Raw genomic sequence first — 17,232 nt, 5'->3', positions numbered from 1 at the left:
GCTGACCGGCGGCCCGGTATACTCGGGCTCACATGGTCGCCCCCACAATTCAGCCGTCCCTGCCGCGCGTCAGCCCCTGGGCGCTCTCCAGTTTCTGGTTCGGCAGCGCCTTTCACTGGCTGCTCCTGCTGCTGATCCTGATGCCAGCCGACATCGAGCGGCTGGTGGGCAGCGCGCACAAGGGCACCTACCTGGGCCTGCTCAGCGGGCTGGGCGCGGTGGTGGCGCTGGTGCTGCCGCCGCTGGTGGGCAGTTACAGCGACCGTGTGGGCAAGCGCATCACCTTTATCCGCTGGGGCGTGGCTGCCAACGTGGCGGGCCTGCTGGTGATGGGTTTCGGGCTGCGCGCCGGATTCAACGTGTACCTGCTGGGCTTCCTGCTGGTGCAGTTCGGCAACAATTTCGCCACCGCGCCCTACAGCGCGCTGATTCCCGAGTACGTGGCCCCGGCGCAGCGCGGGCGCTACAGCGGCGTGATGGGCCTGCTGCAGCTCAGTGGCCAGCTGCTGGGCGGCGTGGTGGGCGCGCTGGTGGGCACGGCGGTGGTGCCGCGCGAGCTGGCCTTCGTGCTGGTGGCGGTGGTGCTGGGCCTCAGCGCCCTAGTGACCATTCTGCGGGTGCCGGAGCCGCCGCGCCAGGAGCTGCCGGCCGACACCGCGCCCCGGCTCGGCTGGCTGCAGCTGTTCGCCCAGAACGCCTTCTTCTGGGTGTTCGTGACGCGGGCGCTGTTCTCGCTGGGTCAGTACAGCGTGCAGCCGTTTTTGCAGTACTACCTGCACGACGTGATCGGCCGCTTCCGGCTGTTCGGGCTGAACCTGGGCAACGCCGTGACCGCCAGCAGCGTGATGCTGCTCGCCATCATCGTAGGTGGGGTGGCTAGCACCCTGCTGGCCGGGCAGCTCTCGGACCGGCTGGGCCGCAAGCCGGTGATCTTCTTCGCCGGCAGCGTGATGGCCGCTGCCGCCATCCTGCTGCTGTTCGGACCACCCTTTGGAGGCGTGCTGCTGCTGGCGCTGGTGTTCGGGCTGGGCTTCGGGGCCTTCACCAGCGTGGACTGGGCGCTCGGCTCAGACGCGATGCCCAGCCGCCGCAGTTTCGGGCGCGACATGGGCATCTGGCACGTGGCCTTCGTGGCGCCGCAGCTGGCCCAGACCCCGCAGGGCCGCCTGCTCGACTGGGGCAACGCGCTGCAGCCGAACCTGGGGTACACGCTGGTGTTCGGCATCGCGGCCGCCTTCTTTCTGCTGGGCGTGGTGCTGGTGCAGCGGGTGAAAAACCTGAAGTGAGCGGCCTCGCCGGCTGAAGACGACCGTTACCGGACCTGCATCTGACCTTTATCCGGTGGGATGCCTCGCAGAAGGTGGGCCCGGCCGGTGCTCAGATGCCTCCATGAGTGAACTGACGCGCGAAGAGAACATCCAGCACATCGCGGCCATCATCAAGGACATCAAATTTGCCATGCTGACCACCGTGGCCGACGACAGCGGCCTGCGTGCCCGGCCCATGACCACCCAGCAGGCCGAGTTCGACGGCGACATCTGGTTCATCGGCGGCCGGGACACCGAGACGGTCAGCGACATCCGCAGCCGCCCGCAGGTCAACGTGAGCTACTCGGACGCCAAGAACAACTACGTGAGCGTGAGTGGCCGCGGTCAGCTGATCGAGGACCGCGCCAAGCTGGAAGAGCTGTGGACCGACTTCTACAAGGCCTACTTCCCGGAGGGCATCGACGACCCGAACATCCAGCTGATCAAGGTGGAGGCCGACGGCGCCGAGTACTGGGAGAGCGAGGGCCGGGTGCGCACTATGTACAAGATGGCCCGCTCCGCCGTGACCGGGCAGCCGGCCGGCCACATGGGCACCAACGAGACCGTCAAGCTGTAACGGCTGGGCTCAGACGCGGTGCGGGAGCGAGCTCTCCCGCGCCGCTTTCTGGTCACGCCACGTCACCTCCAGGCCCAGCCGCACGAACCTCGGCACATTTACCGTCAGCATCAGCGCCAAGTCCTGGGAGAGGCGGCTCGACTCGTCCAAAAAGCGCAGCACCCGCTCGGCCGGGTTGCGGTCAAAGAGGCTGCCGAAGAAGGCCGGTCCCTCCTGTCCGGTGGCCAGCGCCCGCAGCATCACGCTGTCCATCCAGGCGTGCCGCCTGGACCCGCCCGGCGGCAGCAGCGGGTGACCGCGGCGGGCCAGCTGCCCGGCCAGCTGACGCGAGTGCCGCTGAATGCGCTGGAAGGTGTAGCCGGTGGAGGGCTTGCTCATGCCGCCTGCCGTCCCGATCTGGATGATCCGGCCGCGCCGCACCGGGAACGGCTGGTCGGTCATGGGGATCACGCCCTGCTCGGTGCGGTGCACGGTGTAGCTGGACAGGCCCAGCACCGCGTCCAGGTGATGCCGGATGCCAGCGTCGTAGTCGGCCACCGGCAGAAGTTCCGGGCTGAAGGCGGTGTACTCCACCAGCGCCCGGCGGCTGTCCCGGGGCAGCACGTACACGAAGCGCAGGTCACCGGGGCCCCCCTGCGGCACCCGGAAATCCATGAAGGTGGCGGCCCCGGCGTCAAAGGCAGCATGCGGCGTCTCGATTTCCCAGCCGCGGAAGTGCTGCAGCAGATGATGGTAGCCGGGCTGCGGAGCGGGCACACCGCCCAGCGAGTTGTAGGCCCAGCGCCCGTGGTGCGGCTGGCCGTCTACCCACACGCACACGCCGCCCGGCACGGTCTCGACCCGCTGAACCTCTCCGCTCAGCCGGGTCAGGTGCGGCTGGTGGTCCAGCCACGGCGCCAGCCACGCCCCGAAGGCGCCGCCTTCCAGCAGCTTGTAGCGGTAGGGCCGGATGTCCAGCCGGCGCAGCTGCTGCTCGTCGTTGAGCCAGACGTGCGACCAGGTGCGGCTGAGCGCGGCCTCGTACGGACCGTCGCCACGTTCCCAGTAACACCAGGTGCGCTCCAGCCCGGCACCGTCACCCCGGTCAATCAGCAGCACCCGGCGCTCGCCCAGCCCCGCCCGGCGCAGGTGGTACAGCAGGCTCAGCCCGGCCGCGCCGCCGCCCAGGATGATGTCGTCGTAGCGGGGGGTGGACACGCCGGAAGACTAGCAGGCGGCCCGGGCGGGGCCGTCAGGGAAGGTACAGTCCGGGCCGCCCCACGTCAGAGTTTGCCGAGCCGGGGGTACTTCTGGATGGCCTCGTCCTCGCTCAGGAACTCGCCCTCGGCATCGGGGCTCCACACCACTTCGGCGCGGATCAGGTCGCCGGGATTCAAGCTGCTGATCGCCTGGAAGGCCGCCCGGACCTCGGCGGCGTCGGTGGCGCCCGCCGGTGGCATGCCCGGCAGGGTGTGCGCCGCCACCGCGATGGTCAGGGCCAAATACAGGTCGCCCACGTCCTTCTGGAAGGTGTAGTCGGCGCTGTGGGCGTAGCCGCTGTGCACGTCCTTGTTCTGGTAGTTGCTGGTGGTCTGGGTGGTGAAGGCGGCGCGGGCCTGGGTGGCCCAGCTGCCCACCTGCGCGTCGGCCGAGGCGGGCGTGCCCTGGGCGCGTTCCACGTTGCCGTAGGTCCAGCGCTCCGGGTGGCGCAGCGCCACCAGGGCAGCTTCGGTGAGCATCTGGGCCAGCCCCTCGTTGGTGTCGGGGTCGCCGCTCTGGGCCACCTGCTGCAGCGCCCGCTTCACGTCGTCGCCCTCGGTGAAGATCAGCTGGACCATCAGCGCCTGGGCGGTCCCGGTGCCGCCCAGCGCTCCGGCCAGCCCGGTCCCGCCGCCACCCGCGCTCATGCTGCGGCGCATGAACAGCATCACCCCGCCGATGATCAGCACCACCAGCACAATGCCGCCCAGCCCGAAGCCGCCGCCCCCGCCGTAGCCGTACCCATAGCCGGGCCCCACCGGAATCGGAACGTACCCACCGCCGGAATATCCGCCGCCGGAGTACCCGCCCCCGTAACTCCCGCCCCGGCTGCCGCTGTAGCCGCCGCCCCCGCTGTAGCCGCCCCCAGAGCTGGAACCGGAGCTGGAGCCGCCGGACCGCCCGCCGAAGCCGCCGCCCGACTGCGCCGCACCCAGGCTGCCCCACATCAGTACCGCTGCCGCACTCGCCACAAGGATCATCCGGAGCCTGGATTGCCACATATGGCCCAGTCTATGGTGTGCGGGGCGCGATGGTTCCCGGCCCGCGCTCTAGACTGCCGGTATGGACGTGCATCTGAGTGAGCAGCAGTGGCAGGCGTTTCTGGCCGGCCTGTACGAACGTGACGACCGCCTGGAGCGGCGCGAGCCGGGTGTGGAGTATCCGCTCGATGAGAAGGTGGACGCCTACATCTTCAGTGGCCACGCCGAGGCCTTGAACAGCGAGGACATTGACGGCGACGTGTGGGGCACGCTGGAGGACCTGGAGATGGAAGCCGCCGACGAGGACAGCGCCTGGGCCCTGATCCGCGACTTCTATCTTGAGCGCGGCTGCGTGCTGATGCACATTGAGCACGACGGCGAGTGGATCATTTCGGAGGCGCTGGCCCGGCGGCTGGGCCTGCTGCCGGCAGGAGACTGAAACAGACCTAAAGCCCTGCTCACCCCACATGAGAACGGCGTGTCTACGCTGAAAGGATGTTTGAACCTGAACCCGAGCACCGCTTTCCAGTCAAGCGTTTCCTGTTGCTGGGCACCATCATCGGCGCGGCGGTGTACTACTTCAGCCGCGAGCAGAACCGGGCGCTGCTGAACCGCAAGCTGGAGGAGCTGGGGGTCACGGACGCCGCGCGCACGGTGGCCGACACCGCCTCGGACAGCTGGCAGAAGACCCGTGACGCTGCACGCGACGCCGGCGCCGTGCTGGCCGACAAGGCCGGCGAGGTGCGCGAGGCCGCCAAGGATGGCGTGGGCAGCGCGGTGGAGGCCGCCAAGGGCGCGGCGGACGACGTGAAGACGGCGGTGGCCGGCGCCGCCGACAAGGCGGGCGACGCCGCGAAGGACGCGGCGGACAGCGCCAAGGACCAGGGCGCGCAGGTGAAGGACGCGGTCCAGCCGCAGCTGGACGCCGCCAAGGACAAGGCCAAGGAGGCTCAGGGGGCGGCCAGGCAGGTGGCCGGTGAGGCGAAGGCAGAGGGCCAGCAGGTGGAGTCCGCCGCCCAGGCAAAGGCCAAGGAGGCCGGAGCCGCGGCCCAGGCACAGCTGGGGCAGGCGAAGGACAAAGCCAAGGAGACCGCCACCCCGGGCAAGTCCACCGACGCGGCGTCCAAGCCCGCACAGGGACCGGACAAGCCCAAGGCCTGAGCGCCGCACTCTTCGTCGGGCGGCCACCTCCAGACTGCTGGAGGTGGCCACTTGCGTGTGGCGCATGTGCCGTTACGCCAAAAACATACCGCCGCCGCGCTAGAATGCCTCAGTGACTTCCGGCAGTGATCTCCTCTCTCAACTCAACCCCAATCAGGCGGAGGCCGCCGACCACTTTCGCGGCCCGGCGCTGGTGATCGCGGGGGCCGGCAGCGGCAAGACCCGCACCCTGATCTACCGCATCGCCCACCTGATCCAGCACTACGGCGTGGACCCGGGCCAGATCCTGGCCGTGACCTTCACCAACAAGGCCGCCGCCGAGATGCGCGAGCGGGCCAGCCACCTGATTCAGGGCGCCGACCGGCTGTGGATCAGCACCTTCCACTCGGCGGGCGTGCGGATTCTTCGCGCCTACGGGGAGTACATCGGCCTGAGGCGCGGCTTCGTGATCTACGACGACGACGATCAGCTGGACGTGCTCAAGGAGGTAATGGGCACCGTGCCGGGCATCGGCCCCGACACCAACCCGCGCGTGCTGCGCAGCATTCTGGACCGGGCCAAGAGCAACCTGCTGAGCCCCGGTGAACTGGAGCGGCAGGCCGAGCGCTACATCTCCGGCGTCCCGAAGGAAGCGGCGGCCGAGGTGTACCGCCGCTATGAGGCGCGCAAGAAGGCCCAGAACGCCATCGACTTCGGTGACCTGATCACCGAGACGGTGCGGCTGTTTCAGGAGGTGCCGGGCGTGCTGGAGCGGGTGCAGGACCGGGCCGTGTTCATTCACGTGGACGAGTACCAGGACACCAACAAGGCCCAGTACGAGCTGACCCGGCTGCTGGCCAGCCGCGACCGCAACCTGCTGGTGGTGGGCGACCCGGACCAGAGCATCTACAAGTTCCGCGGCGCCGACATCCAGAACATCCTGGACTTCCAGAAGGACTACCCGGACGCGCGCGTGTACCGCCTGGAGCACAACTACCGCAGCTCGGCGCGGGTGCTGGGGCTGGCCAACCAGCTGATCGAGAACAACACCGAGCGGCTGGAGAAGACCCTCAAACCGGTCAAGGAGGACGGCCACCCGGTGATGTTCCACCGGGCCAACGACCACCGCGGCGAGGGCGACTTCGTGGCCGAATGGGTCACGCGGCTGCACCACGAGGGCCGCAAGTTCTCGGAGATCGCCATCCTGTACCGTACCAACGCCCAGTCGCGCGTGATCGAGGAGAGCCTGCGGCGGGGCAGCATTCCGGCCAAGATCGTGGGCGGCGTGGGCTTCTACGACCGCCGCGAGATCCGCGACATCCTGTCGTATGCCCGTCTGAGCATCAACCCTTCGGACGACGTGGCGCTGCGGCGCATCATCGGGCGGCCCAAACGCGGCATCGGGGACACGGCGCTGGCGAAACTTGCCGAGTGGGCGCAGATCAACCGCACCAGCCTGCTGGCCGCCTGCGCCCACGGCGAGGAGATTCTGGACCGGGGCGGCAGCAAGCCGGTGGAGTTTGCGCGGCTGATGCAGGCGTTCGCGGAGGCCGCCGACGTCTACTCACCGGGCGGCTTCCTGCGCTACGCCATCGAGTCGAGCGGCTACGTGGACCTGCTGCGCCAGGAGGGGCAGGAGGGCGCGGTGCGGCTGGAGAACCTGGAGGAACTGGTAAACGCCGCCGAGGAGTGGTCCCAGGAGCACGAGGGCGGCACCATCCAGGACTTCCTGGACGACGCGGCGCTGCTGTCCAGCGTGGACGACATGCGCGCCAAGCAGGAAAACAAGAACGTGCCGGAGGACAGCGTGACGCTGATGACGCTGCACAACGCCAAGGGGCTGGAGTTCCCGGCGGTGTTCATCGTGGGCGCCGAGGAGGGGCTGCTGCCCAGCAAGAACTCGCTGGTGGAACCGGGCGGCATCGAGGAGGAGCGGCGGCTGTTCTATGTCGGCATCACCCGCGCGATGGAACGGCTGTTCCTGACGGCGGCCCAGAACCGCATGCAGTACGGCAAGACCAACTCCTCCGAGGACTCGCGTTTCCTGGAAGAGATTCAGGGCGGCTTCGACACGGTGGACCAGTACGGTCAGGCCCAGGAGTACCGCCAGAAGACCTGGCGCGACTACCGCCCGACCGTTCCGGCGCGGCCCACTGCGCCCAGCGCGGTCAAGAACACCAGTCCGCTGACCGGCGAGCTGGCCTACCGGGGCGGCGAACAGGTCACGCACCCCAAGTTCGGGGCTGGACAGGTGCTGGCGGTGGCGGGTGTGGGCGACCGGCAGGAGGTGACGGTCCACTTTGCGTCGGCCGGCACCAAGAAACTGCTGGTCAAGTTCGCCAGCCTCAGCCGCGCGTAAGCCACCCAGAGCAACCACCGGCCCTGTTCGGGCCGGTGTTCTATTCCATCTGTGCCTGACGCTCCAGTTCGCTCAGGGCCGACTCGTACAGCGCCTGCGACACCTGCGGCAACAGCGCCACCTGCAGCGCTGCCCGCTCCAGCGTCAGGTGGGTGGACTGATGGGTCCAGCCGGGCCCCTCTGCACTGAGCAGCACCTGACCGTTCTGCAGCAGAAACCGGACACGGCCTTCCGCCGTGCGGGTGTCGCTGAGGTGACGAATCATGAGATCAGTGTACCGAAGCTGCGGGTGAAAAGTTCATGTCTCACCTGATTGGTGTGTTCATATTACGGGGTCAGCGTTGCCGGGTCAGCTCCGCCACCGAGTTCAGCACGCTGAGCGCCTCCAGCAGGTGGTCGCTGTGGAGCCGGATGGCCGCGCCGGTCTGCTGCACGTCCACCTGAACGCGGGCCAGCAGCAGCGGATCCGGCTGTTCACTGGACAGCTGACTCAACCGCTGCTCCAGCAGCTGACTTCTGGCCCGCAGCTCGGTGAACTGCGCCTGATGCCGCCGCGCCGTTTCCAGCGTGTCGTGGAGCAGCGAGGCCACCTCGTCCTCGATCCGGGTCAGGGCGGACGGGGCGACGCGCGCCTGCGGGACCAGTGAGGTCAGCTGCTCCGCCAGCGCTGTGCCCCCCACCCGGGCCTGCTGCACCCGGAACAGTGGCGACCCGGCCATGAAGGGCTGATCCTGCGGCGGTGAGGTGGGCATGTCCGCGGTCAGGGAACTGAACGCCGCCAGAAAGCCCCGCGTCTGCGCCAGCAGCAGCCGCTGATGGGCCAGCTGGGTCTCCAGACCACTGCTGCCCGACGGCAGACTGCCGCGCTGCTGGGCAGCCCGCTCAAATGCCAGTTCACCCTCCAGCGCCCGGACCGTCAGGTCCTGCAGCCGCTCCTGGGCCTGGGCGCTGCGCAGCTCGTCGGCCAGCTCGCTGCGGGAATGCTGCGCCTGCAGGGCTGCCAGCCGCTCCTCGGCCTCCCAGCGGCGCAGTTCGGCCCGGGCCGTCTGCACGTCCCACTCCGCGGCCCGCAGCAGCCCCGGCACCCGCATCAGCTCCGGTGTAGCGTGAACCGTTTCCAGGGCGTGCTGCGCCGCCTCCATATTCACCCGGGCCAGCAGCAGCGGCAGGTCGTGGGCGCGGCGGCCCCAGCGCACCGTGACGGCAGGTGCCGCCGCTGGGGCAGCCTCGTCCGGCGGCGGCACCTGCGCCATGAAGCGGTACAGCTCCGAGGTGGTGTGCTCCACCCAGCGGTCAGCCTGGGCCTCGCCCAGACGCTGCCGCAGCTGGACATACACGTCCTGCAGGGTGGTCACCACCTCGCGCGGACCGAACACGTGTGTGCCGCCCCAGCCATGCCGCTGCACCGATCGGCGGACCAGCAGCTCCGCCTCGGCCGGGTCCAGTACCGCACTCAGCTGCTCGCGCAGCCAGTTCCGGTAGACCTCGCTCATCCGCCGCGCCCCTGCCGCTGGCGCAAGCTCTCGTACAGCACCAGCGCGCCGGCCGTGGCGACGTTCAGGCTGTCGGCCTGACCCCGCATCGGAATGCTGACCCGCAGGTCGGCGGCCTCACGCCACTCGGGCGGCAGCCCGTCGTGCTCGCTGCCCAGCAGCAGCGCCACCCGCCCGGTCAGCGGGGCCGACCAGTACGGCTGCTCCGCCTCCGGCGTGCAGGCCACCAGCACGAAGTGGTGTTCACGCAGCCACGTCAGCGCCGCCTGGGCCTCCAGCGCCGCCACCGGCTGGGTGAACACGCTGCCCTGGCTGCTGCGGATCACGTTGGGGTTGCCCAGGTCGGTGCCGCTGCCGGTCAGCAGCACCGCGTCCACGCCCACCCCATCGGCGGTGCGCAGCAGGGCGCCCAGGTTGCCGGGCTTCTCCAGGCCCACCAGCACCAGCACCAGCGCGTCCGGCCCGACCGGCGGCAGCGACGGCTGCGGGGTCAGGCACACGGCCAGCACCCCGTCCGGATTCTCGCGGTGGCTGACCCGCTCAAACGCGGGGCGGGCCACCAGCGTCTGCGGCGAGGGCATCCGGGGCACCAGCGCGCGGCCCTCGTCGCTGTACAGCTCCGGGCACAGGTACAGCATCTGCAGCGACAGCCCGCCGTCCAGCGCCCGCTGCACCTCCCGGGCGCCCTCGATCAGCCACACCCCCTCGCGTTCACGGTCGCGGCGATGGTGCAGCCGGACCAGCCGCTTGAGCTGGGGGTTGTGGACCGAGGTGATGGTTTCCGTCTGAAGCATTGCGCCCAGTATGAAGCACGCCGCTGCGCCGCGCCGGACCACCCCCACTGTGCTGCCGGGCCGCCCCGCCCCGGCAGGGGTTTGCTATGGTGGAGTGTCTGCGCCGCCGCCCGCCGTGACCGGTGGGGCCGCCGCCGCGCCGAACAGCCTGCCATGAGCCGCCTCCGCCTGCCACCGCTGCCGTTGCCGCGCCCCCGGACCTTCACCGGTCTGCTGGCGCTGCTCTCGCTGCTGGCGGTGCTGCTCGGCTGGCAGCCGAACCAGGAAGGCCACAGCCGTCCACCCAGCGCCAGCGCCAGCCTGCCGGTGCTGCCGGACCTGCGGCCCGCGCCCACGCCGCAGCCGGGCGTGCCGCTGCTGCCGGGACCGCCCGGCAGCGTGGCGCACCTGCCCGGGTCTGGCTGGCCGGACCTGACGCTGCCGGTGCACCGGACCGCCGTGGCCCGCCGCCCGGACCTGCTGACGCTGGGCCGGCTGAACACCGACGGCGGCTGAACCGCGGGCTGCTGGCCCCGCCCCGTTCCGCCCTCCCCCATCCGTTCCACTGGAGTGTCATGTCCCTGATGAATCCCAACGCGCGCAAGCGCCCCAATGCCCGGCGCACCCCGCCGCGCAAGAACAGCCCCTGGACCCCGATTCTGCTGCTGCTGGTCCTGGTCGGCAGCCTGCTGTTCGTGTGGCGACCCTGGGAGCACCGCCAGACGCCCTTCTCGCTCTGGGACGATCAGTATCAGTTCATCACGCTGGGCCTGGACCTCAAGGGCGGCCTGAGAATCGAACTGTCGCCCAAGACTGGCGTGGCCAGCCGCGACCAGCTGGACCAGATCAAGACCATCATCGAGAACCGCATCAACTCGCTGGGCGTGACCGAGCCGACCGTGACGGTGGCCGGCGGCAAGCGCGTGGTGGTGGAGATTCCCGGCGCCACACCCGCCGTGCAGGCCCGCGCCCGCAGCATTATCGGCCAGCAGGCGCAGCTGGAGTTCAGACTGGTGAATCCGAACGCCAAGGGCGACGCGACGGTCGCCCAGCAGCACCCCGGGTCCGGCGGCTACACGCTCAAGGACCTGGGGCCGGTCCAGGCCACCGGTGAGATCGTGGGCGGCGCCACCGCCGGCACCGACCCGCAGACCGGCCGCTGGCTGGTGCAGGTGACCACCACCGCCAAGGGCGCCACCGCCTTCGGCGACTTCACCGGCAAGAATGTGGGCCGCCTGATGGCCATCGTGCTGGACAACCAGATCAAGAGCGTGGCCACCATCCAGTCGGCGCTGTACAACAACTTCCAGATCAGCGGCAACTTCACGGCGGAAGAGGCGAGCGCCCTGGCGCTGGTGCTGCGCAGCGGCTCGCTGCCGATTCCGATCAAGGTGGACGCCGAGCGCAGCATCGGGCCGAGCCTGGGCGCCGACGCGATCCGCAGCGGCGCCATCGCCGCGCTGGTGGGCATCGCGCTGGTGTTCTGCATGCTGTTCTTCTACTACGGCCTGTGGTTCGGGCTGGTGGGCGCGCTGGGCCTGCTGTTCTCCAGCATCATCATCCTGGGCGTGCTGGGCGGCTTCGGGGCCACCCTGACGCTGCCGGGCATCGCCGGTCTGGTGCTGACCATCGGCGCGGCCATCGACGGCAACGTGATCAGCTTCGAGCGCATCAAGGAAGAGCTGGCGCGCGGCAAGGGCATCAAGAACAGCATCCAGACCGGGTATGAGCACTCCACCCTGACCATCCTGGACGTGAACGCTTCGCACCTGCTGTCGGCGGCGGCGCTGTACCAGTTCGCGTCGGGTCCGGTGAAGGGCTTTGCCGTCACGCTGATCATCGGCGTGCTGGCCTCGGCCTTCTCGAACCTGGTGTTCGCCAAGTGGATGATGCAGGCGCTGGCGCGCCGCCGCGACTTCTCGGCCCCGCGCCGCATCGGCGTGCCGAAGTTCAACTACATCCGGGTCGCCCCGGTGGTCACCAGCATCAGCCTGCTGCTGGCGCTGGCGGGCGCCATCCTGCTGGGCGTGCGCGGGCTGGATTACGGCGTGGACTTCACCAGCGGCACCAACCTGACGGTGCGGACCAGCACCGCCACCAACGTGGATCAGGTGCGCAGCGCCGTGACCGGGGCCGGCGTGGCCAAGGTGACGGCCCAGAACAGCACCATCCAGCGCAGCGTGACGCCGGGGGTGGAGGGAGCGAGCTACAGCATCAAGGTGCCGGAACTCACCACGGCCGAGGTCGGTCAGCTGACCACCCGCATTCAGGCGCTGCCGGGCGGCGAGGTGCAGCAGACCGAGACCATCGGGCCGGCGGTGGGGCAGGAACTCACCACCCAGACCATCTACGCGGTGCTGCTGGGCCTGGGCCTGATTCTGGTGTACGTGTGGTTCCGCTTCGACGCCGTCACCGGCATCGGCTCGGTGTTCGCGGTGTTCCACGACGTGGCCATCGTGATGGGCCTCTACAGCCTGCTGCACCTGGAGTTCAGCATCGCCACCGTGGCGGCGATCCTGACCGTGATCGGGTACTCGCTCAACGACTCGATCATCGTCTCGGACCGCATCCGTGAGAACCACCGGCTGATGCGGGGGCGCAGCTCACGCGAGATCGTGAACACCAGCATCAACCAGACGCTGTCGCGCACCGTCATGACCAGCATCAGCACCCTGCTCCCGCTGGTCAGCCTGCTGATCTTCGGCGGGCCGGTGCTGCGCGACTTCTCCATCGCTATGATCGTGGGCATCGTGGTCGGGACGTACAGCAGCATCTACATCGTCTCGCCGATGGTCGTGTTCTTCGAGGAGCGTGCCGAGGGCCGCAAGGGCAAGACGGCCGCCACCGGCCCGGCGCAGTAACACCAGATCAAGACAAGCCGGCCGGGGAACGCTTCCCCGGCCGGTTTTCGCTGGCCTCACGCCCGAACCCCCCGCCCGCTTTACACTGTGTTCATGCGCGTGATTCAGCTGATCCAGGTGCTGGTGCTGCTGGCCCTCAGCGGCTACGCCGTGCTGGTGTCGCTGGAAAACCCGGTGTCGGTGCGGCTGCCGCTGCTGTTCGCCGGCCGCGAGGCGGTGCTGCCGGCCGGCGCGGTGGTCGCGCTGAGCCTGCTGGCCGGGGGGCTGTATGTGGCGCTGCTGATCCTGCCGCGCCATCTGCAGCTCAGCTGGCGTCGGCGGCAGGACCAGACCCGCCGCCGTCAGGCGGAGGAGCGGCTTCAGGCCACCCTTCAGGCGGTGATGCTGCAGGCAGCCCCCACCCCGGACACGCAGCCGGACTCCACTCCAGAAACGGTGCTCTCCACATGAAAACTCCCCTCCCGACGGTGCCGCGCTGGCAGCTGGCCGCCCCCGCCAGCCTGAGCGAGCTGCTCGGCACCATGACCGAATTCGAGGTGCCGGCCCCGCTGGCCCAGCTGCTGCACGCCCGTGGCCTGCGCCGCGAGCACCTGTTCCCGGAGCGCGTACTCACCCCCAACCCCGGCCTGCACGAGGCGGCCCGGCGGCTGGTGCAGGCGATCCGGCTGGAAAAGACCATCCGCATCCACGGCGACTACGACGCCGACGGCGTGACGGCCACCGCCGTGTTGGTGCTGGGGCTGCGCGCCCTGGGCGCGAACGTCCACGGCTTCATTCCGCACCGCCTCAAGGAAGGCTACGGCATTCACCTGGACCGGGTGGAGGAACACGCCGAAGCCTGCGACGTACTGGTGACGGTGGACTGCGGCGTGACCAACCTGGAGGAGGTGCGCAGCCTGCTGAGCCGGGGCCTGGAGGTGATCGTCACCGACCACCACTCGCCCGGCCCGGACTTTCCCGATTGCCTGGTGGCGCACCCGAAACTGACGGCCCACTACGACCCGGCGCTGCACAACCTGACCGGCGCGGGCGTGGCGTACCACCTGCTGTGGGCGGTGCACGAGGAGCTGGGCGAGCCGGAGCCGCTGCAGTACGCGCCGCTGGCGACGCTCGGCACCATCGCGGACGTGGCCCCGCTGCTGGGCGAGAACCGGGCGCTGGTGCAGGCGGGGCTGAAGGGCTTCCGCCGCACCACCCTGCCGGGCCTGCGGGCGCTGATGGACGGCCAGCCGGATGCGGAGATGACGACCCGCAACGTGGCGTTCGTGCTGGCGCCCCGCATCAACGCGGCCGGGCGCCTGGGCGAGGCTGACCTTGCGCTGGAGCTGCTCACCACCGACAGCACCCGCCGCGCGCAGGAGCTGGCGGTGTATCTGGAGGCGCGCAACGCCGACCGGCGCGTGCTGCAGGACCAGATGTACCAGCAGGCGCTGCAAATGGCCGACCCCAGCGACCCGGCCATCGTGGTGACGCACCCGGACTGGCATCCCGGCGTGATGGGCATTGTGGCCGCCAAGCTGCTGGAGGCGTACCACAAGCCGGTGTACATCGTGGCGCAGGGCAAGGGCAGCGTCCGCAGCACGCCCGGCATCTCGGCGGTGGGCGGCCTGCACCACGCCGCCGACCTGCTGCACAAATACGGCGGGCATCCGGGGGCTGCCGGCTTCTCGCTGCGCGACGGCCAGTATCCGGCGCTGCGCGAGCGGCTGCACGACTACGCCCGGCAGTTTCCGCGCCCGGTGCCGCTGCTGACCCTGGACGCGGGCCTACCGGTGTCGCTGGTAACGCCCGCCTTCGCCGAGGAGATCGCGCGCTTCGAGCCGTTCGGGGAGGGCATGGCCGCGCCGCTGTGGCACCTGCACGGCGAACTGGAGCAGCCCCGGCTGGTGGGCAAGACGTCCGGCACCCTGCAGTTCACGCTGGAGGGCGTGCGCGGCGTGAAGTACCGCGAGGCGCAGCTGCCGACCGGCCTGCGTGACCTGGCGGCCACCATCCAGCAGAACGAATTCCGGGGCCGGGTCCGCACCGAGCTGATGCTGGAGGGCCTGCGCCCGGCGGCGCCGCTGGACCTGGCCGGTGAGGGGGCGTCCTCGCTCTCCCTGCCGCGCCTGGACCCCAAGTCTGCCATGCAGCACCTGCGGGCGGGCGCCAACGCCTATGCCGAGGGCAAGGTGGCCGAGTACCTGACCGAGAACATTCCCGGCGTGCAGCTGCTGGGGCCAGACGCCCGGCTGAGCGGCGAGGTGGTGCTGTATGGCCTGCCGCCGGAAGACACGCTGGGCCGCTGGCTGGCCGCAGCTGCGGCCGGTACTGGACGGGTCAGTTTTGCCTGGGGGCCGCGCACGCTGGACGATCTGGGCGGATACACCGGGCGGGAACGCGGCGCGCCGGCGCAGGCGGCCGCGTACCGGCGCTGGCAGTGGGCGCACCTGTACCGCCACCTCAGCGACGAGGGCTGGACCGAGGCCGCGCTGAAGATGCAGGGCGTGGCACTGCCGGTGGAAGTGGCGGGCGTGGCGGACTGAGGGGCAGAGGCGGTCCACCCGCCCTGCACCTCACAGGCAGCAGCGCGGCCCCTGGTGTAGGGACCGCGCTGCTGTTTAGCCCTCTCCCCTACCCCCTGGCCTCCACCTCGCCCTGCACCCTGGCCCAGTCGTCCATTTTCTGCTCCAGCTGCTGCTCCAGGAGGTGGGCGGCCTCACCCAGCGCGGCGAAGTCGGCGTCTGGGCCAGCGGAGGCCAGCGCGTCGTGGGCGGCGTTCAGCTGCTCCTCCAGCGCGGCAATCTCGGCCTCAATCGCCTCGGCCTCGCGCTTCAGGTGCCACAGGCCCTTGCCTTTCGGCTTCTCCGGGGCACTGAGCGCCGCCTTCACCGGCGCCGCCACCTCAGCCGGCCGGTGCTTTTCCTTGTAGTAGCTGTAGCCGCCCGGGTAGCTGTAGAACTGCCCGTCCTCGATCAGCCAGATCTGGTCGGCGAGGTTCTCCACCAGCCGGCGGTCGTGGCTGATCATCAGCAGCGTGCCGTGGAAGTCGTCGAGCGCCGCTTCCAGCGTCTCCAGCATCTCCATATCCAGGTGGTTGGTCGGCTCGTCCAGCACCAGCAGGTTGTGGTCCTCCTGGGCCAGCTTCAGCAGCGCCAGCCGCGCCCGCTCGCCGCCCGACAGGGTGCTGACCCGCTTGTCGTGCTGGTCATAGGGAAACAGGTAGGTGCCGAGCAGGTCGTGTGCCTGGGCGTCCTTTTCCACGTAGCTGCGGGCCTCGTCATAGAGGGTGGCGTGCTCGTCCACGCCGCGCAGTTGCTGGTCGTAGTAGCCCACCGTCACCCGCGCCCCGGTGCGGACGCTGGCCCGGGGATCGTCGCTGGGCGCCAGCCCCAGCAGGGTCTTGAGCAGGGTGGTCTTGCCGGCGCCGTTGCGCCCAATCAGCGCTACCCGGTCGCCCCGGCGCAGCTGCACGTTCACGTCCCGGAACAGGGTGCGGCCCTCCACCGTGCGGGTCAGGTGCTGGGCGTCCAGCACCAGGTCGCCGCTCTGGGGCGCGTGAAACACGATGCTAGACAGCCGCCGCTCCGGCGGGGGCGGCGCGGCGGTGGCCGCCGCCTGCATCCGGTCCACCCGCGTCTGCATGCTTTTGGCGCGGCGGGCCAGCTTGCTCATGCCCAGGCCCCAGATCTTCATGCGGTCGGCGCTGGCCTGCAGGGTGGCGATCTGCCGCGACTCGATGGCGTAGCGCTGCCGCTGCCGCTCCAGGTCCGCTTCCAGCTGCTCACGGAAGCGCGAGTAGTTGCCCGGGTACACCTTCAGCGTGCCGCCCGACAGGTAGGCGGTCTGGGTGCTGACCGCGTCCAGGAAGGCCCGGTCGTGGCTGATCAGCAGCATGGCGCCGCGGTAGCCGCTCAGGAAGCGCTCCAGCCATTCCACCATCTGAATGTCCAGGTGGTTGGTCGGCTCGTCCAGCAGCAGCACGTCCGGGTTCTCCACCAGCAGGGCAGCCAACCCCAGCCGGGTGCGCTCGCCCCCCGAGAGGCCGCTGACCAGCTCGTGTTCGCGGCCGCGGAAGCCGAAGGCCAGCCCCACGCCCTCCTTGCGGCTGCGGCGCTCGTACCCGCCGCGCCGCCCGAACTGCTCCAGCAGCTGCGCGTGGTGCAGGATGCTCGCCTCGCTGCCGCCGACCATCTGCTCCGCCGCCTCGTTCAGCTCCGCTTCCAGCAGGTCCAGGTCGCGGAAGGCGGCCTCCATCACCTGATCCACCGTGCTGCCCTCCGGAAACACCGGGTCCTGGGCCAGCGAGCGCACCCGCACCCCCGGCCCGCGCCGCACGATACCGGCGTCCGGCGGCACCTCCCCGGTCAGCAGCCGCAGCAGGGTGCTTTTGCCCGCCCCGTTGCGGCCCACCAGCGCCAGCCGGTCCCCAGGCTCGATCTGGACAGACACGCCGTCCAGCACCGAGCGCGTCCCATAATCCTTGATCGCGTCCTCTACCCCCAATAGCACGCCCATCAGTAT

Annotated in this window: 15 protein-coding genes; 9 read left to right on the top strand and 6 right to left on the bottom strand. The window is 70.0% G+C overall.

Annotated elements, in window-relative coordinates:
- The first annotated feature begins 32 nt into the window (after positions 1-32).
- Both ABOD76_RS15145 and ABOD76_RS15140 read left to right on the top strand, forming a co-directional pair.
- Positions 33-1,286, top strand: a complete 1,254-nt coding sequence (locus ABOD76_RS15145; RefSeq protein ID WP_350242798.1) for an MFS transporter — start codon at positions 33-35, stop codon at positions 1,284-1,286.
- Positions 1,287-1,389: 103 nt separating this feature from the next.
- Positions 1,390-1,884: a pyridoxamine 5'-phosphate oxidase family protein gene (locus ABOD76_RS15140; protein ID WP_350242797.1), complete on the top strand. Its 495-nt coding sequence runs from the start codon at positions 1,390-1,392 to the stop codon at positions 1,882-1,884.
- 9 nt (positions 1,885-1,893) lie between these two features.
- Here ABOD76_RS15140 and ABOD76_RS15135 read toward each other — a convergent pair whose 3' ends face one another.
- Positions 1,894-3,081 (bottom strand): lycopene cyclase family protein, encoded by a 1,188-nt coding sequence (locus ABOD76_RS15135; protein WP_350242796.1) that lies wholly within the window; start codon positions 3,079-3,081, stop codon positions 1,894-1,896.
- A 65-nt stretch (positions 3,082-3,146) separates the two neighbouring features.
- The gene (locus ABOD76_RS15130; protein ID WP_380129684.1) at positions 3,147-4,124 is read right to left on the bottom strand and encodes a DUF1517 domain-containing protein; all 978 of its coding nucleotides are present in this window, start codon (positions 4,122-4,124) and stop codon (positions 3,147-3,149) included.
- A 61-nt stretch (positions 4,125-4,185) separates the two neighbouring features.
- On the opposite strand from ABOD76_RS15130, the gene ABOD76_RS15125 reads away from it, so the two are divergent.
- The 3 genes from ABOD76_RS15125 (at position 4,186) to ABOD76_RS15115 (ending at position 7,602) form a co-directional block, all read left to right on the top strand.
- A complete protein-coding gene (locus tag ABOD76_RS15125) occupies positions 4,186-4,542 on the top strand; it encodes a hypothetical protein (protein ID WP_350242795.1) in 357 nt (118 codons plus the stop codon).
- A 56-nt stretch (positions 4,543-4,598) separates the two neighbouring features.
- Positions 4,599-5,264, top strand: a complete 666-nt coding sequence (locus ABOD76_RS15120; protein WP_350242794.1) for a desiccation-associated late embryogenesis abundant protein — start codon at positions 4,599-4,601, stop codon at positions 5,262-5,264.
- A 112-nt stretch (positions 5,265-5,376) separates the two neighbouring features.
- A complete protein-coding gene (locus tag ABOD76_RS15115) occupies positions 5,377-7,602 on the top strand; it encodes an ATP-dependent helicase (RefSeq protein WP_350242793.1) in 2,226 nt (741 codons plus the stop codon).
- Positions 7,603-7,642: 40 nt separating this feature from the next.
- Here ABOD76_RS15115 and ABOD76_RS15110 read toward each other — a convergent pair whose 3' ends face one another.
- The 3 genes from ABOD76_RS15110 to ABOD76_RS15100 form a co-directional block, all read right to left on the bottom strand.
- Positions 7,643-7,867, bottom strand: a complete 225-nt coding sequence (locus ABOD76_RS15110) for a hypothetical protein (protein ID WP_350242792.1) — start codon at positions 7,865-7,867, stop codon at positions 7,643-7,645.
- Positions 7,868-7,937: 70 nt separating this feature from the next.
- Positions 7,938-9,095, bottom strand: coding sequence for a hypothetical protein (locus ABOD76_RS15105; protein ID WP_350242791.1), 1,158 nt, complete (start codon positions 9,093-9,095; stop codon positions 7,938-7,940).
- On the bottom strand, positions 9,092-9,889 hold the full coding sequence (locus ABOD76_RS15100; RefSeq protein ID WP_350242790.1) for a TrmH family RNA methyltransferase: 798 nt from the start codon (positions 9,887-9,889) through the stop codon (positions 9,092-9,094). Before ABOD76_RS15100 ends, ABOD76_RS15105 begins: the two co-directional genes overlap by 4 nt.
- 153 nt (positions 9,890-10,042) lie before the next feature.
- On the opposite strand from ABOD76_RS15100, the gene ABOD76_RS15095 reads away from it, so the two are divergent.
- From ABOD76_RS15095 to ABOD76_RS15080, 4 genes are all read left to right on the top strand, one after another.
- Entirely contained in the window at positions 10,043-10,384 is a 342-nt protein-coding gene (locus ABOD76_RS15095) for a hypothetical protein (RefSeq protein WP_350242789.1), read from the top strand.
- A 59-nt stretch (positions 10,385-10,443) separates the two neighbouring features.
- A complete protein-coding gene (gene secD / locus ABOD76_RS15090; protein ID WP_350242788.1) occupies positions 10,444-12,729 on the top strand; it encodes a protein translocase subunit SecD in 2,286 nt (761 codons plus the stop codon).
- A 93-nt stretch (positions 12,730-12,822) separates the two neighbouring features.
- Positions 12,823-13,179, top strand: coding sequence for a lipopolysaccharide assembly protein LapA domain-containing protein (locus ABOD76_RS15085; RefSeq protein WP_350242787.1), 357 nt, complete (start codon positions 12,823-12,825; stop codon positions 13,177-13,179).
- Complete coding sequence (locus ABOD76_RS15080; protein WP_350242786.1) at positions 13,176-15,254, top strand: single-stranded-DNA-specific exonuclease RecJ; 2,079 nt, start codon at positions 13,176-13,178, stop codon at positions 15,252-15,254. Before ABOD76_RS15085 ends, ABOD76_RS15080 begins: the two co-directional genes overlap by 4 nt.
- Before the next feature lie 88 nt (positions 15,255-15,342).
- Here ABOD76_RS15080 and abc-f read toward each other — a convergent pair whose 3' ends face one another.
- The gene (gene abc-f / locus ABOD76_RS15075; protein ID WP_350242785.1) at positions 15,343-17,220 is read right to left on the bottom strand and encodes a ribosomal protection-like ABC-F family protein; all 1,878 of its coding nucleotides are present in this window, start codon (positions 17,218-17,220) and stop codon (positions 15,343-15,345) included.
- Between the last annotated feature and the right edge of the window lie 12 nt (positions 17,221-17,232).

The sequence above is a fragment of the Deinococcus sonorensis KR-87 genome (assembly GCF_040256395.1).
GTDB lineage: Bacteria > Deinococcota > Deinococci > Deinococcales > Deinococcaceae > Deinococcus > Deinococcus sonorensis.
The sequence above is the reverse complement of the archived record's forward strand: the minus strand, read 5'-3'. Positions and strand labels throughout refer to the sequence as shown.